Raw genomic sequence first — 19,954 nt, 5'->3', positions numbered from 1 at the left:
AAACTTAAAAATCACAGGTTTTATGACCAATTATTACCCAAATACCTTGTATTAACTCAATCTACAAAACTTGCATATTACGGACAAGCTTGTCATAAATAGACGCTGGATTAATAGTAAGGATGCAAAATGAGTAAGCTGTACGTTGGCTCCGAAGTCGGTCAATTGAGACGAGTTCTCCTAAATAGACCTGAAAGAGCACTCACCCACCTCACCCCTTCAAACTGTCATGAGCTTCTATTTGATGATGTACTTGCCGTTGAAGCCGCTGGTGAAGAACATGATGCCTTTGCAGAAACGCTGCGCAGCCAAGACGTAGAAGTACTACTGCTGCATGACCTGCTAGTAGAAACGCTTGCCGTATCTCAGGCTCGTGAGTGGTTGCTGAATACTCAAATCTCAGATTTCCGTTATGGGCCGACTTTCGCCCGTGACTTAAGAAACTACCTTGCTCAAATGGATAATGAGCATCTAGCAACGATCTTACTCGGTGGCTTGGCCTACTCTGAGCTTCCTATCAAATCATCATCGATGCTGCCTAAAATGCATCGACCACTCGATTTCGTTATCGAGCCACTGCCTAACCACCTATTTACGCGAGATACTTCTTGCTGGGTTTATGGCGGTGTATCGCTTAACCCGATGATGAAGCCTGCACGTCAACGTGAAACGAACCACCTGCGTGCTATCTACCGCTGGCACCCAGTGTTCGCAGGCCAAGATTTCATTAAGTACTTTGGTGATGAAGACCTTCACTACGACAACGCTAACATTGAAGGCGGTGACGTACTGGTTATCGGTAAAGGTGCGGTACTGGTTGGTATTTCAGAGCGTACTAAACCACAAGGTGTCGAAAACCTAGCGGCTAGCTTATTTAGATCAGGCCAAGCTACCGAAGTGATTGCGATCGATCTACCAAAACACCGCTCTTGTATGCACCTTGATACGGTGATGACACACATGGATATCGACACGTTCTCTGTCTATCCAGAGATCGTTCGTAAAGACCTCGACACTTGGCGCTTAACGCCAAAAGAAAACGGCGAAATGCGTGTCGAGAAAGCTGAAAACTACCTGTCAGCGATTGAAGGCGCACTAGGCCTTGATCAACTGAAGATCATCACTACCGGCGGTGATAACTACGAAGCTGAGCGTGAACAGTGGAATGACGCTAACAACGTACTGACAGTGAAACCTGGTACCGTGATTGGTTATGAGCGTAATGTTTACACCAATGAGAAATACGACAAAGCGGGTATCGAAGTTCTAACGATTCCTGGCAACGAGCTAGGCCGTGGTCGTGGCGGCGCGCGCTGTATGAGTTGCCCTATCGAAAGAGACGGTATCTAAGTCAAAGAGCTCAGTTAAACAGACTCAATAGTCTTATCTAGGCCAGTATTCATTTACTGGCCTTTTTTATCAAATTAATAAAATAAATATTCACAAATATAGCATTTTTATGTTTAACTAAGTTCTTCATTGATTCTATATACGCAAGGAGCGAGAGATGGCCTTTAATCTTCGCAATCGTAACTTTCTAAAACTTCTCGACTTTACTCCTAAAGAGATTCAGTTTTTACTCGACCTGTCTGCTGACCTAAAAAAAGCTAAGTATGCAGGCACTGAGCAGAAGAAACTCAACGGCAAAAACATTGCTTTGATCTTCGAGAAAGCATCAACTCGAACACGATGTGCGTTTGAAGTGGCCGCCTTTGATCAAGGTGCTCAAGTCTCTTACCTTGGCCCTTCTGGTTCTCAGATTGGTCAAAAAGAATCAATGAAAGATACGGCGCGTGTATTGGGACGCATGTACGATGGCATTGAATATCGTGGCTTTGGCCAAAGTATCGTTGAAGACTTAGGCGCTTATGCGGGCGTGCCGGTTTGGAATGGTTTAACCGATGAGTTCCACCCTACTCAGATTTTGGCTGATTTCCTCACTATGCTTGAGCATGGTCGCGGAAAACATCTGCACCAAATCAGCTTTGCTTACCTAGGCGATGCACGCAATAACATGGGTAACTCTCTGTTAGTCGGAGCCGCGAAGATGGGCATGGATATTCGCCTTGTCGCGCCTAAAGCATTCTGGCCAGAAGAGCAGCTTGTTGAAGAGTGCCAAGCTATCGCGCAAAGCACAGGTGCCAACATCACGCTGACAGAAGACGTTGCTGAAGGTGTTCAAGGCTGTGATTTCCTTTATACCGATGTTTGGGTTTCAATGGGCGAGGCCCCTGAAGCTTGGGACGAACGTGTAGCGGTAATGAAACCATACCAAGTGAATATGGATGTCATTAAGCTCACTGGCAATCCTCAAGTGAAATTCATGCACTGCCTACCCGCTTTCCATAACAATGAAACCGTGATCGGCCAGCAAGTCGCAGATAAGTATGGAATGAACGGTTTAGAAGTTACTGATGAAGTCTTTGAATCGGATTACTCAATTGTGTTTGATGAAGCTGAGAATCGCATGCATACCATCAAAGCGGTGATGGTTGCGACACTGGGTCAATAGCGAATACTGAAAGTAAACAAAAGCTTGATGTAATCGCTTGCGCTCACAAATTGAAAGCGTATAATTCTCGGCAATTTGTCTGAGAGTAGTGAAAATGACGCCAAGCAATGTTGTGATAAAACATAATGATATTGTGAAAACACATAGTAATATTGTGAAAACACCAAATATTGCTCGTAAGCTAAGATGCTTACCAGGCCGTCTATTCTGCTTTTCAGCACTTTTTTAAAGCCTCCCATTATGGGGGGCTTTTTTATGGCCAATACATTATTGTGGGGAAGAAGATCATGGCGAATTCGCTCTATCAAAAGCACATCATCTCAATTCCAGAGCTTTCTCGTGAAGAGCTAGAATTAATTGTTCAAACGGCAGGTCAGCTAAAGGCTGAGCCAAACCCAGAACTCATCAAGAACAAAGTTGTTGCCAGCTGCTTCTTCGAACCTTCTACGCGAACTCGTCTCTCTTTTGAAACTGCGATTCAACGCATCGGTGGTGATGTGATTGGTTTCGACAGTGGTGGTAACACTTCTTTGGCAAAGAAAGGCGAAACGCTAGCGGACTCGGTACAGGTTATCTCTTCATACGTTGACGCTTACGTGATGCGTCACCCTCAAGAAGGCGCAGCGCGTCTGGCTTCTGAGTTCTCAAACGGTGTACCTGTTATTAACGCAGGTGACGGCGCAAACCAACACCCAACACAAACGTTACTAGACCTATTCTCTATCGCTGAGACACAAGGCCGCCTCGACAACCTAAACGTTGCATTCGTTGGTGACCTTAAGTACGGCCGTACGGTTCACTCATTGACTCAAGCACTAGCGAAGTTCGACAACATCTGTTTCTACTTCGTGGCTCCAGAAGCTCTAGCGATGCCAGACTACATTTGCGAAGAGCTTGATGAAGCGGGCATCAAGTACCAACTATTGACGGACATGGAAGATGTGATTCCTGAGCTCGATGTCTTGTACATGACTCGAGTTCAAAAAGAGCGCTTCGATGAGTCAGAATACGCGCACATAAAATCCGCATACATCCTGACCGCTTCGATGCTGGAAAATGCACGCGATAACCTGAAGGTTCTGCACCCTCTTCCTCGCGTTGATGAAATTACTGTCGATGTCGATAAAACACCTTACGCTTACTACTTCCAGCAAGCAGAGAATGGTGTTTACGCCCGTGAAGCATTGCTAGCCCTTGTTCTTAACGAAACGCTGTAGAGGAGAGATATCATGTCTAAAGAGACTCAATTAAAAGTTGAAGCAATCAGAAACGGTACTGTTATTGACCATATCCCAGCCAATATCGGGATCAAGGTGCTAAAACTGTTCGACATGCACAACTCTCATCAGCGCGTGACGATTGGCCTGAATCTACCGTCTTCTGCACTGGGCGGAAAAGACCTGCTCAAGATTGAGAATGTGTTTATCACAGAAGAACAGGCGAGCAAGCTGGCACTTTATGCGCCTCATGCAACAGTGAACCAAATAGAAGATTACGAAGTAGTTAAGAAGCTACCACTAGAACTTCCTGAGCAAATCAACGATGTGTTCGAGTGTCCAAATACTAACTGTATTACTCACAATGAACCGGTTGAAAGCAGCTTTAAGATCTTTGAAAAGAAAGAAGATATTCGATTGAAGTGTAAGTATTGCGAAAAAGTCTTCTCTCGCGAGATCGTGACAGAAAGATAACGTCATACTGCAAAGAAGAGCGAATGTAAAAACTATCAAATACCTCGCCTGTGCGGGGTATTTTGCGCTTTACCTATCCAAAGTTTGAAGGCACACTGAAAATTGATTTTTATCTAATAACTGATGGAATAAACCAATGACTAAAGTACTTCACACAGAATCTGCTCCAGCTGCAATCGGCCCATACGTACAAGGCGTTGACCTTGGCAACATGGTACTGACTTCTGGTCAAATCCCAGTAAATCCAGCAACTGGTGAAGTATCTGCTGATATCGCAGAGCAAGCTCGCCAATCTCTAGACAACGTTCAAGCGGTTGTTGAAGCTTCAGGCCTGACTGTAAAAGACATCGTAAAACTAACGGTATTCGTTAAAGACCTAAACGACTTCGGCACAGTAAACGAAGTTTACGGTAAATTCTTCGATGAGCACGGCGTTGCAAACTACCCTGCACGTTCATGTGTTGAAGTAGCTCGTCTGCCAAAAGATGTAGGTATCGAGATCGAAGCTATTGCGGTTCGCAAATAGCTTTTAATCTCTAGATTAAACACCTTCGGATAAACGACTTAGCGTAATGCTGAGTGTTTATTAGATACAAAAAAGGTTGCCCCGTTGGCAACCTTTTTTATTGTTCATCGTTTCGCTTAGATAATTACTTTTTATTAAGCTCAACCACTTCTTTGTCTAACTCTTCAAGTTTCGCAGCCATCTGCTCACGAGCTAGGTTAGCCAGTTCACGAACATTAGACTTGTCGTAGCCTTCAGTGCTGATTGGTGGCAGCATTTCAACAATCACGTGACCATTGTTCCAACGGTTTAGCTTCACGCCACCGGTTGAGCTACACACGATAGGGATGATAGGCAAGCCAGCACCAATCGCAGCATGGAATGCACCTGTTTTGAATGGCAGCAGACCACGGCCACGAGAACGAGTGCCTTCAGGGAACATCCAAACTGAAACATCGCTCTCTTTTAGACTCGTCACGACCTGATCAATCGTACCTACCGCTTTGCTACGGTTAGCACGGTCAATTAGGATGTTACCCGTCAACCAGTAAAGCTGACCAAATAGAGGCATCCACACTAGGCTTTTCTTACCAACAGTTACCACTTTTGGCGTTACCGCTGATGAAATCGTGAATAGATCCCAGCTGTTTTGGTGGTTCGCCACATAAACATGTTGGCCGCGAGAGTAGGCATCTTCTGGGATGCGAAGCTCTAACTTCATACCGAAGATCTTCGACATGCGACCGAAATAACGGCCAAAGGTAAATACGTGTTTCGGGTTGCGTGGACTTAATAGGCAGTAACCACAACCAAATACAAACATAAGAATCGCAAATATCGCCACTGCGAAAATACGTAATATTGCTATCATTTTGTTCCTCACCGACCGCCAAGTTGATTCATCTATTCGCGCAAAAATGAGCAATAGATTTACTCGCGGTAAATACAACTATAAAAAAGCCGAAACCAAGGTTCCGACTTTTATGTTTTCATCTTACTGATTCATGAATCCACTAACCTAGGTTAGTTCGACTCACTAAATCGTGTAATGTTTGCGCCTAAGGCTGACAATTTATCTTCAATCTTATCGTAGCCACGATCGATGTGATAAATACGGTCAACGATGGTTTCACCTTGAGCAATACAGCCAGCAATAACAAGGCTCGCAGATGCGCGAAGGTCCGTTGCCATTACTTGAGCGCCGCTCAGTTTTTCCGTTTCACCACAGATAGCCGTGTTACCTTCGATTTCCGCTTTTGCACCCATTCGCTGTAACTCAGGAATGTGCATAAAACGGTTTTCAAAGATAGTCTCAGTGATAACACCACTGCCCTTCGCCATCATGTTAAGCAGAGTAAACTGTGCTTGCATGTCGGTTGGGAAACCAGGGTGAGGTGCCGTTACAATTTTCACCGCTTTCAGTTCACGACCCGTCATATCAAGACTGATCCAGTCTTCGCCCGTTTCAACCTTCGCACCCGCTTCTTCAAGCTTCGCTAAGGCAGCTTCAAGAAGATGAGCGTTGGTGTTGCGACAAACCACTTTACCGCCAGAAACAGCAGCAGCAACCAGGAAAGTACCTGTTTCAATACGGTCAGCAACCACAGAGTGTTGGCCACCACCAAGACGTTCAACGCCTTCGATAGTAATCGTATCTGTACCTGCGCCAGAAATTTTAGCACCCAGTTTGTTTAGGAAGTCAGCCGTATCAACAATCTCAGGCTCACGCGCTGAGTTATCGAGTACTGTTGTTCCTTCCGCTAGCGTTGCTGCACACATGATAGTAATGGTGGCACCCACACTTACTTTATCCATCACGATGTGCGCGCCTTTCAGACGGCCATCAACACTTGCTTTCACATAACCATCTTCCAACTTAATGGTCGCACCTAGTTGCTCTAGACCGTGGATATGCAGATCAACAGGTCGAGCACCAATTGCACAACCGCCTGGAAGTGACACTTGGCCTTCACCAAAACGAGCGACTAGAGGACCTAAAGCCCAGATAGAAGCACGCATTGTTTTCACTAAATCGTAAGGCGCACAAAATTCATTAATTTCGCTGCCATCAACATGAACACTACCATTACGCGATACTTTTGCGCCTAAACGCTTAAGCAGTTCCATCGTAGTATCGATGTCACGTAGGTGAGGAACGTTACTTACTTCCACTGGCTCTTCAGCAAGAATTGAAGCAAATAAGATAGGTAGCGCTGCATTTTTTGCGCCTGAGATCGTCACTTCACCGCTTAGCGGCTTATCCGATCCAATAACTCGAAACTTTTCCATCATAAACCTTAAAGTGACATCAGTTTCTTATCACGTTCCCACTCTTCCGGCGTGAAAGCCTTAATAGAAAGAGCATGGATGTCATTGCGTTGAATGTATTCCATTAGTGGGCCGTAGATTAGTTGCTGCTTCTTAACTCGATTCATGCCGTCAAAACATGGATCAACCGCAACAACTTCGTAATGACTGCCTTCACCCTTCACGATAATTTCTTGAAGGTTCAGTGCCTCTGCTAATAATTCTTGTACTTTTGTGCTGTCCACAAATAGCTCCTGCCTAATTTTTTATGTGTTCTGCCATCATTGGCTGGATATTGCTCAATTGGAACAACGTTCGTAATTGTTCTGGCACGAAACTGAGCATTATATGACAGTTTTGATTTTTTGCATGCTCTAATAAGTGAATTAGCATCACCATTCCTGCTGAATCGACTCGATTTATATGGCTAAGGTCAATTTCAACACTCGATTCCGTTGTTTGCCACTTTTCCAATATACGCCAGATTGCAGGAACGCTGTCTCGGTCAATATCTCCGAGAAGCTGATACTCTTTAGAGCTTAGCGCTTGCCATTGAGATTGGCTCATTATTTATTACTCTCAAAGCGAATCGGCTGTGCAGCCAGTTTCTCTAGCTCGTCAGCAACCGCTAAGATACCGTCTTGACGAATCTTAGTATTCCACTCTGATTGCTTACTCGACAGCAGGCTGATCCCCTCCGCAACCATATCAAATGCTTTCCACTCGCCAGACTTTTTGTCTTTGCGAAGCTTAAATTCAAGTTTGATGTTAGGTCGTGGTGAATCGATGATATCGACCTTGATGCTGGTAATACGACTGTCTGCTTTGATTTTTGGCTCAGGACCAAATTCAATCGTCTGATCTGTGTATTGAGTCAGCACTTGGGCATAAGAAGAAACAAGGTATTTACGGAATGAATCGATAAACACGCCCACGTCTTTTCTATCCGCGCTTTTCAAGTTTGGTCCAAGTAACTTAAGAGCTGCATATTGTGCATTCACATAAGGCATCAACTCTTCTTCCACGATGACCTTCAATAACTCTGGATCTTGGTGGATGTTGTCTTGTTCACTCTTCAAACGCTCAAATGCCACTTCGGCAACTTGAGTCATCATCTGGTAAGGCTGAGTACGGTCAATCGATTCTGCAGCAAAGGCTTGGGTAGAAATAAGCAACGCCATTGCCGCCATAAACATTGATTTCAAGTAACCAATAGTTTTTAAATAACTAATAGTTTTCAACATTATCTTATTCCTTAGCTTCGCTGTCATTAGAACCACCAACGCTATACAGCACTTGGCCAATCAAATCTTCTAGTACCAATGCTGACTTAGTGTCTTCAATTGAATCACCATCGACCAACATCTCTTCATCATCAAAAATGAAGCCTGGAACCAGACTAATGTACTGCTCACCAATTAAGCCAGATGTTAAAATTTGAGCACTAGAGGTATCTGGAAATTGTGAGTACTTCCCGTCAATAGACAGTTCAACGACAGGAAGGTAGCTCTCGGTATCAAGCTCAATGCTTTTAACTCGTCCAACAACGACGCCACCCACTTTCACTGGAGAACGAACTTTTAGGCTGCCAATGTTGTCAAAGGTCGCTTTTAGATTGTAAGTATGGTTCGAACCTATGCCTTTTACGTCAGCGACTTGAAAGATCATGATTAAGATTGCGCAAATTCCGGCAATAACAAAGGTGCCGACCCATAATTCTAATTTTCGAGTTTGTTGCATGATTAATTCCCAAACATCAATGCGGTAAGAACAAAATCTAGCCCTAGTACCGCTAGAGAAGAGTGCACTACAGTGCGTGTGGTTGCCTGACTGATACCTTCTGAAGTCGGTACTGCGTCATAACCATTGAAAAGTGCGATCCAAGTTACGGTGATAGCGAAGACCATACATTTGATCATGCTGTTACCAATATCTCGGCCAAGTTCTACTGAAGACTGCATCGCAGACCAGAAACTGCCGTGATCAATGCCTTTCCAATCAACACCAACCAGTTGACCGCCCCAAATACCTACCGCCATAAAAATCATAGCAAGCAATGGCATTGAGATAAGCCCGGCCCAAAGACGTGGTGCAATAATGCGTTTAAGAGGGTCAACGGCCATCATCTCAAGGCTTGAGATCTGCTCTGTTGCCTTCATTAACCCAATCTCTGCCGTGAGTGCTGAACCGGCTCGACCTGCAAATAATAACGCAGTCACCACAGGCCCCAACTCACGCAACAGTGAAAGCGCGACCATTTGACCAAGGTTTCCCTCAGCGCCGTAGTCAATTAACACGACATAGCCCTGCAGGCTGAGCACCATGCCGATAAACAGACCCGAAACTAAAATAATAGCCAATGACTGAACGCCAACGCTATAAAGTTGTTTTACTAATAAGGGGAAGTTTTTTAGTCGCGGGATGCCAAACAAAGCCCCAAATAACATCAGGCTTGCTCGACCAAATGACTCACAGCTCGCAAGTGTACGCTTACCGACACCCGCAATAGTTTTAACAATCATATTAAAACAAATCCTTTTCTAAGCTCTTCGCAGGGAATCTAAATGGTACTGGACCATCGGCTTCGCCTTGCAAAAATTGCTGCACTCTCGGATCGCTATTGTTGTACAACTCATCAGGTGTTCCAGCGGCAATAATCTTGCTATCTGCCATGAGGTAAACCCAATCAGCAATACTCATCACCTCTGGCACATCGTGAGAAACAACAATCGAGGTTAAGCCCAAGGCTTGATTGAGATTTCGTATCAATTCAACCAATACGCCCATGGTGATGGGATCTTGGCCAACAAACGGCTCATCGTACATGATAAGTTCTGGATCCAGTGCGATTGCGCGCGCCAGTGCGGCACGCCTAGCCATTCCGCCAGACAACTCACTCGGCATCAATTGCGCAGCACCACGTAATCCTACCGCTTCAAGCTTAAGTAATACGATGGTACGAATGAATTTTTCATTAAGTTCAGTGTGCTCTCGCAGCGGAAACGCCACATTATCAAAGACATTGAGATCCGTAAAAAGCGCACCCGATTGAAATAGCATGCTCATTTTCTTACGTGCTTGATACAGCTTTCGACGTGATAATGCAGGGACATTGTCGCCATCAAACCAAATTTCGCCTTCATCTGGCGGCAGTTGCCCACCAATCAAACGCAGTAAAGTCGTTTTGCCAATCCCAGACGGCCCCATGATTGCGGTTATCTTGCCTTGAGGCACCTCTAAACTGATGTCATCAAAGATAACGCGCTCACCACGTGAGAAGCTGAGGTTCTTAACTTTCACAAGCTCAGTGTTCAACATATTTTTGTTGTTTCCTTGCTTTAAAAAACGCCAATTATGGCTGCAATAATAATGAGTCTACTTTAGAATTAAAAGCACTGTTCAATTAATTCATATTAAACAGGAATCTATGCAGGGATTTGAAAGCATTAGGAAATTATCTATTGATCTCTCTTTCTTGCCTGCTAACTGGTAATTAATTTGCCGAGTGACTTCCCTTTTATCTAGCAACAGGTCAAAATTAGCGGTTAATTCTCCGTTTTTATTATTTTTTTAGGAACCATTATGCTTCTTGAAGCGATTGCTTTTCTCGTTATCGGCCTAGGTTTTTTGGTGTGGAGTGCAGATAAGCTAGTTTACGGCGCTGCGGCTCTTGCTCGCAATGTCGGTATCTCACCATTAGTTATCGGCATGACGATTCTTGCAATGGGATCTTCGGCTCCTGAAATGATGGTTTCTGCAACTGCCGCCCTAGATGGCAAAACAGATACGGCTGTCGGTAATGTTTTAGGCTCGAACATCGCCAACATCGCACTGATTTTAGGCATTACAGCGCTTATTAAGCCGCTCTCTATCAGTTCTGGTATCATTCGCCGTGAACTTCCATTAATGATAGGTGTTACCGTATTAGCAGGCGCACTGCTTTGGGACAACCATTTAGGCTTTTATGAAGGCGTGTTGTTGTTTGTTCTTTTTGCCGCTTTCTTATTTGCCATGTTACAAATCAGTCGCAATGAAAAAAAGAATGGCGACGCCTTTCTTGAAGAGCAAGAGTCAGAGATCCCTGAAGGTGTCAGTAACCCTAAAGCTGTAATGTGGGTGATCATTGGCCTAATCGTTCTGCCTTTGTCGGCGAATATGCTGGTGGATAACGCGGTTGTTATCGCAAAATACTTTGGTATGAGTGATCTTGTAATTGGTTTAACCATCATTGCGGTTGGTACCAGCCTACCTGAACTTGCAGCATCACTTGCCGGTGTGATGAAGGGAGAAGACGACATGGCCGTGGGTAATATCATTGGTTCGAATGTGTTTAATATCCTTGCCGTTATGGGGATCCCAGGCATCCTCAACCCTTCGATCTTGAGCGAGTTCGCTATGGGTCGTGACTTCTGGGTAATGCTAGGCGTATCGCTACTACTTGTTGTGATGGCACTAGGAAAATCTCGTAGTGTGAATCGTATTGAAGGCGGCGTGTTAATTGTGACGTTCGTGGCCTACCAAAGTTACCTATTAATGAACATGTCGGCTTAATTGTTGATTTAACTTCCCGTACTTGGAGTATTTGATGTCTCAGCCATTTGATTACCGCAGCGTTGCAAAACAAGTTTTGGAAACCGAAGTTGCAGGTCTCACTCAATTAGACCAATATTTTAATGATGATTTTTGTAAAGCTTGCGAACTTATCCTGAACAACAAAGGCAAAGTCGTTGTGATGGGCATGGGTAAATCAGGCCACATTGGCAACAAAATCGCAGCAACATTGGCAAGTACCGGGACATCGGCTTTCTTTGTTCACCCAGGCGAAGCGGCGCATGGCGACTTAGGCATGATCGAACCTGGTGATATTGTGATTGCAATATCCAACTCCGGCGAATCGGGAGAAATCCTCAGCCTATTTCCTGTGTTAAAGCGTCTGAGCATCAAGATCATCAGCATGACAGGCAAGCCAGCATCAAACATGGCAACCCTGTCTGATATCCATTTACAAATTTCAGTACCGGAAGAAGCTTGTCCGCTGGGCTTAGCACCAACAACCAGCACCACGGCGACTTTGGTCATGGGTGATGCATTAGCCGTTGCACTTTTGCAGGCTCGAGGCTTCACCGCTCAAGACTTTGCCCTGTCTCATCCTGGTGGCGCTTTAGGTCGTCAGCTGCTGTTGAAGCTCGACGACATCATGCACACAGGCGATTCACTTCCTGTTGTAGCACCCGACGCACTAGTAAGAGACGCTCTACTAGAGATATCTCAGAAAGGCTTAGGCATGACAGCAATCGTTGGTGAAGATGGCCAAATGGCCGGTATTTTTACCGATGGTGATTTACGCCGTATCTTAGACAAACGCGTTGATATCCATAACACGCAGATCGGTGATGTGATGACGCTAAACCCGACGGTAGCCGAGCCAAACATGCTCGCGGTTGAGGGCTTAAACTTGATGCAAGCGAAGAGCATCAATGGCCTGATGTTATGCCAAGAAGGTAAATTAGTCGGAGCGTTAAACATGCATGACTTACTGAAAGCAGGAGTAATGTAATGACACAGACAGTCGAAACTCTATACGGCACTGTTAATTCAGATGTATTTGCAATTGCAAAAGAGATCAAACTGCTGATTTGCGATGTCGATGGTGTCTTCTCTGATGGTCGCATCTACATGGGCAACAACGGTGAAGAGCTGAAAACCTTTCACACTCGTGACGGTTACGGCATTAAATCACTGATGAACGCAGGCATTGAAATCGCGATCATCACTGGTCGTAAATCTCAAATTGTTGAGAATCGAATGACTGCTCTAGGCATCAAGCTGATTTATCAAGGCCAAGAAGATAAAGTTAAGGCATACCAGGATATTTGCGATAAGCTTTCTGTAAATCCTGAAAACACAGGTTACATCGGCGACGATCTGATCGACTGGCCTGTGATGGAAAAAGTTGGCTTGAAGGTCTGTGTAGCAGATGGTCACCCGCTACTTGCAAAGCGAGCAAACTACGTGACAACCATTAACGGTGGTCATGGTGCGGTACGTGAAGTTTGCGACCTTATTTTACAAGCAAGAAATGAACTCGACGTGCATAAAGGTTTAAGCATATGAGTTTTACTCGTATTATCTATTTAATACTCATATTTATTGCCTCTTGGTCGACCTATTACTTGTACGACAAAGAGCAAACATCAACGATACAAGTGGCTCCAAATTTGGAGCTGCCCGCGTTTAGTGGCAAAAGCCTGAACAACATTAGCTACGACGAAAGCGGTATTCGCAGCTATCAGGTTGAATCGACGTATTTAGAACACTACTCAGTAGTTGGCGATACGCACTTTCAAAACCCAGTTCTTTCGGTATTCCGTGAAGGGCACACGATTGAATGGCAAGTCACCGCTGATCGCGCGATTATGGATGAGAATCAAGTTGTCACGTTTTATGACAACGTCGTGGCAAAGAACCTGTTGCCAGAAGCCAGCTTCGATACAATGACCACAGATAAAATGGTTGTTGAGCTGCCTAGCCGAGATTTTTATTCAGAGACTCCGGTCCATATGATCGGTACATTTTTTGAAACTGAGGGACAAGCAATGAAAGGTAACTTCGGTACCAACAATGCAATCCTCTTTAATTCTGTTCAAGGTAGATATGAAACTCTTACACCTTAGTTTATTCGCTTTGACCCTTGCGGCACCTAATGTCTATGCTCTGTCTTCGGATAGTGAGCAACCTGTCTACATTGACTCAGACAGCCAGCAATTGGATATGAAAAGTAACCAAGTGACTTTCCTTGGTGATGTGAACCTTAAACAAGGCAGCATCAATATCAATGCCGATAAGGTTATTGTTACTCGTAACGCCGTAAACGGTGAGATTGAAGAAATTCAAGGCTTCGGTAAGCCAGCAACCTTCTCTCAGCTTACTGACGACGGTAAGACACTCTACGGTGAAGCTGACGACCTGCACTACCAGCTTGTTGCCGACCGACTGATCATGACTAAGAATGCGATGTTATCTCAAGATGGCAGCATCATTCGCGGTTCTAAGATCACTTACCAGATCGGTTCTCAGAAATTAGTCGCTGACAGTGGTGAAAACAAACGAGTGTCAACGGTTTTACAACCAACGGAAGTGAATAAGTAACGATGGCTGTTCTTAAAGCAAAAAACCTAGCGAAAACCTACAGTAAACGTAAGGTTGTTACCGATGTAAGCTTACAGGTAGAGTCAGGCCAGATCGTCGGTCTGCTTGGGCCTAACGGTGCAGGTAAAACCACATCTTTCTATATGATTGTTGGTTTGGTGGCGCGTGATGAAGGTACCATCAGCATTGATGACCGAGACATCAGTATCTTACCAATGCACAGCCGCTCTCGTCTTGGTATCGGTTACCTGCCTCAAGAAGCATCGATTTTCCGTAAGTTGTCCGTAGAGAACAACATCATGGCGGTTTTACAAACCCGTGATGAAATGACCAACGAACAACGCCAAGATAAGCTGGAAGACCTGCTAGAAGAGTTCCACATCCAACATATCCGCACCAGCAATGGTATGGCTCTGTCGGGTGGTGAGCGTCGTCGTGTAGAGATTGCTCGTGCACTAGCAGCAAACCCGCAGTTCATTCTATTGGATGAACCATTCGCCGGTGTTGACCCGATCTCAGTAATCGATATCAAAAAAATCATTGTTCACCTGCGTGATCGCGGCTTGGGCGTTTTGATTACCGACCACAACGTTCGTGAAACATTAGACGTGTGTGAAAAAGCTTACATCGTAAGCCAAGGACACCTGATCGCTGAGGGTACTCCTGAAGATGTTCTCAATAACGAACAAGTTAAACAAGTTTATCTAGGCGAACAATTCCGTCTATGATTATATAGAGAGTATCGAGAGTTCTAAGAATAATAACTAGGTAAGTCACACTGAATGAAACCCTCATTACAACTTAAGCTAGGCCAACAGTTAGCAATGACTCCTCAATTGCAGCAAGCGATTCGTTTGTTGCAATTGTCTACTTTAGATTTGCAGCAAGAGATTCAAGAAGCACTTGAATCTAACCCACTACTCGATGTCGAAGAAGGCAATGAAGATACGCCAACATCGGAAGAAAAACCTAGCAGTGACGAAAAAGAAACTGTTGAAGCCACAGAGCAAGACTTACCTGATAGCTCAGATTTAATCGAAAAATCAGAGATTGGCAACGAACTAGAAATCGACACAACTTGGGAAGACGTCTACAGCGCGAACACCGGTAACACGGGTATTGCGATTGATGACGACATGCCGGTTTATCAAGGCGAAACCACTCAAAGCCTGCACGATTACCTACTTTGGCAACTCGACTTAACGCCATTCACTGACACCGACCGAAGCATCGCTTTTGCATTAATCGATGCCATCGACGACTACGGCTACCTCACTGTAACTTGTGAAGACATCCTTGAAAACTTCGACAATGAAGAGATCGAGCTTGATGAAATTGAAGCGGTACGTAAACGAATTCAGCAGTTTGATCCGCTAGGTGTCGGTTCAGTCAACCTGCAAGATTGCTTGTTACTGCAACTGGCAACCTTTCCCCAAGATACGCCTTGGCTTAACGAAGCTAAGTTAGTACTTACTAGCCATATCGACCAACTCGGCAATCGCGATTACAAACTGGTTATCAAAGAGACCAAGTTGAAAGAAGCAGAACTACGTGAAGTTTTGCAACTGATTCAACAGCTGGACCCTCGTCCTGGCAGTAAGATTACTCCGGATGAAACTGAGTATGTGGTTCCAGATGTATCTGTCTTCAAAGACCTTGGCAAATGGTTAGTGACCATTAACCCTGATAGCGTGCCTAAGTTGAAAGTGAATCAGCAGTACGCTGATCTGGGCAGTAAAGGCAACAGCGCCGACAATCAATACATCCGCTCAAATTTGCAAGAAGCAAAGTGGTTAATTAAAAGCCTAGAGAGCCGAAATGAGACGCTACTCAAAGTTGCGCGATGCATTGTTGAACATCAGCGTGATTTCTTCGAACATGGCGAAGAAGCGATGAAGCCAATGGTTCTTAATGATGTTGCGTTAGCTGTTGATATGCACGAATCCACGATCTCTCGTGTGACGACTCAAAAATTCATGCATACGCCACGTGGCATCTTCGAGCTCAAATACTTTTTCTCAAGCCATGTCAGCACTGACAATGGCGGTGAATGTTCATCTACAGCAATTCGCGCACTCATCAAGAAGCTTGTCGCAGCGGAAAATACCGCGAAGCCTCTAAGTGATAGTAAGATTGCTGCTTTACTGGCTGACCAAGGAATTCAGGTAGCTAGACGTACCATAGCGAAATACCGAGAGTCTCTGGGCATTGCCCCATCGAGTCAGCGTAAACGCCTGCTATAAGCTCATTTAGTCGCTAGTTACTTAGCAACTATGATCAGGCAACCAACTGAAAAGGAAAGTCTATGCAAATCAATATTCAAGGCCATCACGTTGATCTTACCGATTCAATGCAAGACTATGTTCACACCAAATTCGACAAACTTGAGCGCTTCTTTGATCATATCAATAGCGTTCAGGTTGTTTTAAAAGTTGAGAAAATCAATCAAATCGCAGAAGCTACCCTGCATATAAATCAGGGGGAAATCCATGCGACAGCAACAGATGAAAGCATGTATGCCGCGATTGATTCATTGGTTGATAAACTCGTCCGCCAACTCAACAAGCACAAAGAAAAGCTAAGTAGTCACTAACATGCAATTAAGCGAAGTACTTTCATTGGACTGCACCAAAAGTGCAGTCCAATGCACAAGCAAAAAAAGAGCCCTTGAGCTCATCAGCCAGATAGCAGCTGAGAGCTGCGGTCAAGATTCAACAGAGCTATTTGAGTGTATGTTGAGCCGTGAGAAGATGGGCAGTACCGGTATTGGTAATGGTATCGCGATTCCCCATGCTCGTATGAATGTCAGTGATAAAGCGATAGCTGTATTACTGCAATGCCAAGATCCTATCGAATTTGATGCGATTGATAATCGTCCTGTCGACCTACTATTTGCCCTGCTTGTTCCTAGCGAACAATGCAAAGAGCATCTAAAAACCCTTTCTTGTATGGCAGAACGACTAAACGACAAGCAGACTCTTAAACAGCTGCGTAATGCTCAGAGCGATCAAGAGCTTTACGACATCATGATTCAAGTGCCAACTTGCGAGCAATAACATGCGATTAATCGTGGTTAGTGGCCAATCAGGGGCCGGTAAAAGTGTTGCGTTACGAGTCCTAGAAGACTTGGGGTATTACTGTGTCGATAATCTACCAGTAAACCTGCTCAACAACTTTGTCGAATCGGTACGCGAAAGCAACCAAAACGTTGCGGTAAGTATTGATATACGTAACCTACCGAAAGAGCCTCAGTTAGTCACCGACACGCTCGAGCAACTCGAGTCAGCTACAAACATCGATGTTGATGTATTGTTCCTCGATGCCAGCAAGCAGACACTCCTTAAGCGCTACAGCGAAACCCGCAGAATCCACCCTTTATCAATTGGCCAAGAAAAGCTCTCTCTTGAGCAAGCGATTGATTTAGAGAAGACACTTCTGACACCTCTCGCAGAGCACGCCAGCATTGTGATCGACAGCAGTGACTGCAACCTCTACGAATTGAGTGAAAAGGTTCGATTTAAAGTTGAAGGCAAAGAGAAGCAAGAGCTGATCATCGTCTTTCAATCTTTCGGTTTTAAGTATGGCTTGCCAAGTGATGCCGACTACGTGTTTGATGTTCGCTTTTTGCCGAACCCTCACTGGGAACCTGCACTACGACCACTAACCGGGCTAGATGCACCAATTCACTCCTTTCTAGAAGAACACTCAGAAGTTCTGGAACTCAAGCAACAGATCCAAGGCTTTGTTGAACAGTGGTTACCAATGTTAGAGAAGAACAATCGCAGTTACCTAACGGTCGCGATTGGCTGTACTGGCGGCAAACACCGCTCGGTTTATCTAACCCAGAAAATTGGTGAGTACTTTGAGCAACTTGGCCATCAAGTTCAAATCAGACACGCCTCCCTAGAGAAGCACCAACAGGGCTAACCATGGAATTAACTCGAACTGTACTGATCCAAAATCGCTTGGGTCTTCACGCTAGAGCAGCCGTAAAGTTGGTTGAGCTTGCACAAAGCTTTGATGCCACTATCACAATTCATAGTGAAGAAGATAAAAGTGCCACCGCAGACAGCGTAATGGGACTATTGATGCTGGAGTCAGCCCAAGGCCAACACATCACGATTCAAGCTTCGGGTACTGATTCACAACAAGCACTTGATGCCGTTTGCCACCTTATCGAAGATAAATTTGATGAGGGTGAGTAGCTAAGACGCTTTACTCACAACACCGCAAACTCAAACGGTGAACCAACCTATATTAAATCTTAGTTCTACCTAAGTTTATGATTTAAATAAGCCCTAGAATTAAGTTACTATTCCAAGCATTGTAAGAATAATGAGATAGGAGGAAAATATGGCAGAGCAATTAGAATTCGACCAAGCTCACCAAACCCTCCAAGAAGTCAGCGAAGCCCTAGAAAACGGCCGATTTGTTCACGTACGCCGACAACTTCAGGACATGGAGCCTGAAGATATTGCACACCTTTTAGAAGCCTCCCCTCGCAAAAGTCGTGACGTACTCTGGCAACTCACCGATCCTGAAGACTACGGTGAAATTCTTGATGAACTAAACGAAGACGTCAAAGATGCTCTTGTGTCGAAAATGGCACCTGAGACCTTGGCAGAAGCAACCGAAGGTATGGAAACCGATGACGTCGCGTACGTACTTCGAAGCCTACCCGACGATGTTTCTCGCGAAGTCCTTTCTCAAATGGACTCCGTCGATCGTGCATTAGTTGAAACTGCCCTGTCGTACCCTGAAGATTCAGCGGGTGCGATCATGAACACCGACGTAATCACGATTCGTGGTGATGTCGATGTTGACGTTGTATTGCGCTACATGCGTATGCGTGGCGAACTGCCGGATGCAACTGATGCTCTGTATGTTATTGATGAAGAAGAACGTCTTATCGGTAACCTATCACTTACCACGCTAGTAACGACTCAACCTGATGTCCCTGTTTCAGAAGTGATGGATGATGCCGACGAAGCGATCGCGGTAGAAACCAGTGCGTCAGATATCGCGAGCCTGTTTGAACGTCGTAACTGGGTTTCTGCGCCTGTCATCGATAGTAACCAGCACCTTGTTGGTCGTATCACCATCGATGACGTGGTTGATGTTATCCGTGAAGATGCCGAACACTCAATGATGAGTATGGCGGGTATGGACGATGACGAAGATACCTTCGCACCGGTCGTAAAATCTGCTCGTCGTCGTAGTGTGTGGCTTGGTGCTAACGTACTCGCAGCACTGGCGGCAGCATCTGTATCAAACATGTTTGAAGCAACGCTCGACCAAATGGCAGCAATTGCAGTACTGATGACTATCGTACCTTCAATGGGTGGTGTTGCCGGTAACCAAACCGTTGCTCTGGTGATTCGTGGTTTGGCACTCGGTCATATCGGTGACAGTAACAAACGCGAACTACTACTCAAAGAGGCGGCCATCGGCTTCCTAAACGGCGTTCTATGGGCCGTTATCATTGGTGGTATCGTTGTAGCTTGGAAAGGTAACTGGATACTGGGAGGCATCATCTCAGCGGCGATGATGACCAACTTGATTGTCGCAGGTATTGCTGGTGTAACTATCCCAGTGATGTTGAAGAAGATGAATATCGATCCAGCCCTTGCTGGCGGTATGGCACTGACCACAGTAACCGATGTTATTGGCCTATCGGTGTTCCTAGGCTTAGCGACCATACTGATCTAGTTAGCATAAGCAGTTAGCCAATTTTTGGCGAAATACAGAAAACAAAAAGGGAGCCACGGCTCTAATGCCGTTCACTTAAGA

The 19,954-nt window shown here is 45.0% G+C and carries 25 protein-coding genes; 17 read left to right on the top strand and 8 right to left on the bottom strand.

All coding sequences use genetic code 11. The features are described 5' to 3' along the window. The first annotated feature begins 129 nt into the window (after positions 1 to 129). The 5 genes from arcA to AB4583_RS02525 all read left to right on the top strand — a co-directional run bounded on the left by arcA (position 130) and on the right by AB4583_RS02525 (position 4,729). Entirely contained in the window at positions 130 to 1,350 is a 1,221-nt protein-coding gene (gene arcA, locus AB4583_RS02545; RefSeq protein ID WP_017058929.1) for an arginine deiminase, read from the top strand. Between the two features lie 157 nt (positions 1,351 to 1,507). Further along, entirely contained in the window at positions 1,508 to 2,512 is a 1,005-nt protein-coding gene (locus tag AB4583_RS02540; protein WP_017066667.1) for an ornithine carbamoyltransferase, read from the top strand. Positions 2,513 to 2,799: 287 nt separating this feature from the next. Then, complete coding sequence (gene pyrB / locus AB4583_RS02535) at positions 2,800 to 3,729, top strand: aspartate carbamoyltransferase (protein ID WP_012604860.1); 930 nt, start codon at positions 2,800 to 2,802, stop codon at positions 3,727 to 3,729. A 12-nt stretch (positions 3,730 to 3,741) separates the two neighbouring features. Then, positions 3,742 to 4,203, top strand: a complete 462-nt coding sequence (gene pyrI / locus AB4583_RS02530; protein ID WP_017058927.1) for an aspartate carbamoyltransferase regulatory subunit — start codon at positions 3,742 to 3,744, stop codon at positions 4,201 to 4,203. Positions 4,204 to 4,339: 136 nt separating this feature from the next. Next, complete coding sequence (locus AB4583_RS02525; protein ID WP_004735319.1) at positions 4,340 to 4,729, top strand: RidA family protein; 390 nt, start codon at positions 4,340 to 4,342, stop codon at positions 4,727 to 4,729. A 124-nt stretch (positions 4,730 to 4,853) separates the two neighbouring features. Here AB4583_RS02525 and AB4583_RS02520 read toward each other — a convergent pair whose 3' ends face one another. The 8 genes from AB4583_RS02520 to mlaF form a co-directional block, all read right to left on the bottom strand. Beyond that, complete coding sequence (locus AB4583_RS02520) at positions 4,854 to 5,579, bottom strand: 1-acylglycerol-3-phosphate O-acyltransferase (RefSeq protein WP_017058926.1); 726 nt, start codon at positions 5,577 to 5,579, stop codon at positions 4,854 to 4,856. A gap of 152 nt (positions 5,580 to 5,731) precedes the next feature. After that, positions 5,732 to 6,997 (bottom strand): UDP-N-acetylglucosamine 1-carboxyvinyltransferase, encoded by a 1,266-nt coding sequence (murA, locus tag AB4583_RS02515; RefSeq protein WP_017058925.1) that lies wholly within the window; start codon positions 6,995 to 6,997, stop codon positions 5,732 to 5,734. An 8-nt stretch (positions 6,998 to 7,005) separates the two neighbouring features. After that, positions 7,006 to 7,260: a BolA family iron metabolism protein IbaG gene (gene ibaG, locus AB4583_RS02510; RefSeq protein ID WP_004738686.1), complete on the bottom strand. Its 255-nt coding sequence runs from the start codon at positions 7,258 to 7,260 to the stop codon at positions 7,006 to 7,008. Between the two features lie 13 nt (positions 7,261 to 7,273). Next, positions 7,274 to 7,582 (bottom strand): lipid asymmetry maintenance protein MlaB, encoded by a 309-nt coding sequence (locus AB4583_RS02505; RefSeq protein WP_102361390.1) that lies wholly within the window; start codon positions 7,580 to 7,582, stop codon positions 7,274 to 7,276. Continuing rightward, positions 7,582 to 8,211, bottom strand: a complete 630-nt coding sequence (locus AB4583_RS02500; protein WP_372116303.1) for an ABC transporter substrate-binding protein — start codon at positions 8,209 to 8,211, stop codon at positions 7,582 to 7,584. The genes AB4583_RS02505 and AB4583_RS02500 overlap by 1 nt, the downstream gene beginning before the upstream one ends. 52 nt (positions 8,212 to 8,263) lie before the next feature. Beyond that, positions 8,264 to 8,755: an outer membrane lipid asymmetry maintenance protein MlaD gene (mlaD, locus tag AB4583_RS02495; protein ID WP_017058921.1), complete on the bottom strand. Its 492-nt coding sequence runs from the start codon at positions 8,753 to 8,755 to the stop codon at positions 8,264 to 8,266. A gap of 2 nt (positions 8,756 to 8,757) precedes the next feature. Beyond that, positions 8,758 to 9,537, bottom strand: coding sequence for a lipid asymmetry maintenance ABC transporter permease subunit MlaE (gene mlaE, locus AB4583_RS02490; protein ID WP_017058920.1), 780 nt, complete (start codon positions 9,535 to 9,537; stop codon positions 8,758 to 8,760). Position 9,538: 1 nt separating this feature from the next. Then, positions 9,539 to 10,333 (bottom strand): phospholipid ABC transporter ATP-binding protein MlaF, encoded by a 795-nt coding sequence (mlaF, locus tag AB4583_RS02485; protein ID WP_171733232.1) that lies wholly within the window; start codon positions 10,331 to 10,333, stop codon positions 9,539 to 9,541. A gap of 264 nt (positions 10,334 to 10,597) precedes the next feature. Here mlaF and AB4583_RS02480 point away from each other — a divergent pair, with 264 nt between their 5' ends. The 12 genes from AB4583_RS02480 (at position 10,598) to mgtE (ending at position 19,873) form a co-directional block, all read left to right on the top strand. Next, a complete protein-coding gene (locus AB4583_RS02480) occupies positions 10,598 to 11,566 on the top strand; it encodes a calcium/sodium antiporter (RefSeq protein ID WP_017058918.1) in 969 nt (322 codons plus the stop codon). A 34-nt stretch (positions 11,567 to 11,600) separates the two neighbouring features. Next, on the top strand, positions 11,601 to 12,572 hold the full coding sequence (gene kdsD, locus AB4583_RS02475; protein ID WP_102320272.1) for an arabinose-5-phosphate isomerase KdsD: 972 nt from the start codon (positions 11,601 to 11,603) through the stop codon (positions 12,570 to 12,572). Beyond that, positions 12,572 to 13,129 carry a 3-deoxy-manno-octulosonate-8-phosphatase KdsC gene (kdsC, locus tag AB4583_RS02470; protein WP_372116291.1) on the top strand — a complete coding sequence of 186 codons (558 nt, stop codon included), beginning with the start codon at positions 12,572 to 12,574 and terminating at the stop codon, positions 13,127 to 13,129. Before kdsD ends, kdsC begins: the two co-directional genes overlap by 1 nt. Beyond that, positions 13,126 to 13,689, top strand: coding sequence for an LPS export ABC transporter periplasmic protein LptC (lptC, locus tag AB4583_RS02465; protein ID WP_017058915.1), 564 nt, complete (start codon positions 13,126 to 13,128; stop codon positions 13,687 to 13,689). Before kdsC ends, lptC begins: the two co-directional genes overlap by 4 nt. Beyond that, positions 13,670 to 14,164: a lipopolysaccharide transport periplasmic protein LptA gene (gene lptA, locus AB4583_RS02460; protein WP_017058914.1), complete on the top strand. Its 495-nt coding sequence runs from the start codon at positions 13,670 to 13,672 to the stop codon at positions 14,162 to 14,164. Before lptC ends, lptA begins: the two co-directional genes overlap by 20 nt. A 2-nt stretch (positions 14,165 to 14,166) precedes the next feature. Then, a complete protein-coding gene (lptB, locus tag AB4583_RS02455) occupies positions 14,167 to 14,892 on the top strand; it encodes an LPS export ABC transporter ATP-binding protein (protein WP_004735304.1) in 726 nt (241 codons plus the stop codon). A gap of 54 nt (positions 14,893 to 14,946) precedes the next feature. After that, on the top strand, positions 14,947 to 16,407 hold the full coding sequence (locus tag AB4583_RS02450) for an RNA polymerase factor sigma-54 (RefSeq protein ID WP_017058913.1): 1,461 nt from the start codon (positions 14,947 to 14,949) through the stop codon (positions 16,405 to 16,407). A 62-nt stretch (positions 16,408 to 16,469) separates the two neighbouring features. Continuing rightward, positions 16,470 to 16,757 (top strand): ribosome hibernation promoting factor, encoded by a 288-nt coding sequence (hpf, locus tag AB4583_RS02445; RefSeq protein WP_009847742.1) that lies wholly within the window; start codon positions 16,470 to 16,472, stop codon positions 16,755 to 16,757. A gap of 1 nt (position 16,758) precedes the next feature. After that, entirely contained in the window at positions 16,759 to 17,220 is a 462-nt protein-coding gene (ptsN, locus tag AB4583_RS02440; RefSeq protein ID WP_004738707.1) for a PTS IIA-like nitrogen regulatory protein PtsN, read from the top strand. Position 17,221: 1 nt separating this feature from the next. After that, positions 17,222 to 18,091 (top strand): RNase adapter RapZ, encoded by an 870-nt coding sequence (gene rapZ, locus AB4583_RS02435; protein WP_017063735.1) that lies wholly within the window; start codon positions 17,222 to 17,224, stop codon positions 18,089 to 18,091. Between the two features lie 2 nt (positions 18,092 to 18,093). Continuing rightward, entirely contained in the window at positions 18,094 to 18,369 is a 276-nt protein-coding gene (locus AB4583_RS02430; RefSeq protein ID WP_008220439.1) for an HPr family phosphocarrier protein, read from the top strand. Between the two features lie 148 nt (positions 18,370 to 18,517). After that, the gene (mgtE, locus tag AB4583_RS02425) at positions 18,518 to 19,873 is read left to right on the top strand and encodes a magnesium transporter (RefSeq protein WP_017058911.1); all 1,356 of its coding nucleotides are present in this window, start codon (positions 18,518 to 18,520) and stop codon (positions 19,871 to 19,873) included. Positions 19,874 to 19,954 lie beyond the last annotated feature (81 nt).

The sequence above is a fragment of the Vibrio sp. 10N.222.49.C12 genome (assembly GCF_041475025.1).
Lineage (GTDB): Bacteria > Pseudomonadota > Gammaproteobacteria > Enterobacterales > Vibrionaceae > Vibrio > Vibrio crassostreae_C.
The sequence above is the reverse complement of the archived record's forward strand: the minus strand, read 5'-3'. Positions and strand labels throughout refer to the sequence as shown.

Excerpts from the sequence above, each read along its gene's own strand:
- arcA (WP_017058929.1), top strand. The coding sequence starts at position 130 with ATGAGTAAGCTGTACGTTGGCTCCGAAGTCGGTCAATTGAGACGAGTT.
- AB4583_RS02540 (WP_017066667.1), top strand. The coding sequence starts at position 1,508 with ATGGCCTTTAATCTTCGCAATCGTAACTTTCTAAAACTTCTCGACTTT.
- pyrB (WP_012604860.1), top strand. The coding sequence starts at position 2,800 with ATGGCGAATTCGCTCTATCAAAAGCACATCATCTCAATTCCAGAGCTT.
- pyrI (WP_017058927.1), top strand. The coding sequence starts at position 3,742 with ATGTCTAAAGAGACTCAATTAAAAGTTGAAGCAATCAGAAACGGTACT.
- AB4583_RS02525 (WP_004735319.1), top strand. The coding sequence starts at position 4,340 with ATGACTAAAGTACTTCACACAGAATCTGCTCCAGCTGCAATCGGCCCA.
- AB4583_RS02520 (WP_017058926.1), bottom strand. The coding sequence starts at position 5,579 with ATGATAGCAATATTACGTATTTTCGCAGTGGCGATATTTGCGATTCTT.
- murA (WP_017058925.1), bottom strand. The coding sequence starts at position 6,997 with ATGGAAAAGTTTCGAGTTATTGGATCGGATAAGCCGCTAAGCGGTGAA.
- AB4583_RS02505 (WP_102361390.1), bottom strand. The coding sequence starts at position 7,582 with ATGAGCCAATCTCAATGGCAAGCGCTAAGCTCTAAAGAGTATCAGCTT.
- AB4583_RS02500 (WP_372116303.1), bottom strand. The coding sequence starts at position 8,211 with ATGTTTATGGCGGCAATGGCGTTGCTTATTTCTACCCAAGCCTTTGCT.
- mlaD (WP_017058921.1), bottom strand. The coding sequence starts at position 8,755 with ATGCAACAAACTCGAAAATTAGAATTATGGGTCGGCACCTTTGTTATT.
- mlaE (WP_017058920.1), bottom strand. The coding sequence starts at position 9,537 with ATGATTGTTAAAACTATTGCGGGTGTCGGTAAGCGTACACTTGCGAGC.
- mlaF (WP_171733232.1), bottom strand. The coding sequence starts at position 10,333 with ATGTTGAACACTGAGCTTGTGAAAGTTAAGAACCTCAGCTTCTCACGT.
- AB4583_RS02480 (WP_017058918.1), top strand. The coding sequence starts at position 10,598 with ATGCTTCTTGAAGCGATTGCTTTTCTCGTTATCGGCCTAGGTTTTTTG.
- kdsD (WP_102320272.1), top strand. The coding sequence starts at position 11,601 with ATGTCTCAGCCATTTGATTACCGCAGCGTTGCAAAACAAGTTTTGGAA.
- kdsC (WP_372116291.1), top strand. The coding sequence starts at position 12,572 with ATGACACAGACAGTCGAAACTCTATACGGCACTGTTAATTCAGATGTA.
- lptC (WP_017058915.1), top strand. The coding sequence starts at position 13,126 with ATGAGTTTTACTCGTATTATCTATTTAATACTCATATTTATTGCCTCT.
- lptA (WP_017058914.1), top strand. The coding sequence starts at position 13,670 with ATGAAACTCTTACACCTTAGTTTATTCGCTTTGACCCTTGCGGCACCT.
- lptB (WP_004735304.1), top strand. The coding sequence starts at position 14,167 with ATGGCTGTTCTTAAAGCAAAAAACCTAGCGAAAACCTACAGTAAACGT.
- AB4583_RS02450 (WP_017058913.1), top strand. The coding sequence starts at position 14,947 with ATGAAACCCTCATTACAACTTAAGCTAGGCCAACAGTTAGCAATGACT.
- hpf (WP_009847742.1), top strand. The coding sequence starts at position 16,470 with ATGCAAATCAATATTCAAGGCCATCACGTTGATCTTACCGATTCAATG.
- ptsN (WP_004738707.1), top strand. The coding sequence starts at position 16,759 with ATGCAATTAAGCGAAGTACTTTCATTGGACTGCACCAAAAGTGCAGTC.
- rapZ (WP_017063735.1), top strand. The coding sequence starts at position 17,222 with ATGCGATTAATCGTGGTTAGTGGCCAATCAGGGGCCGGTAAAAGTGTT.
- AB4583_RS02430 (WP_008220439.1), top strand. The coding sequence starts at position 18,094 with ATGGAATTAACTCGAACTGTACTGATCCAAAATCGCTTGGGTCTTCAC.
- mgtE (WP_017058911.1), top strand. The coding sequence starts at position 18,518 with ATGGCAGAGCAATTAGAATTCGACCAAGCTCACCAAACCCTCCAAGAA.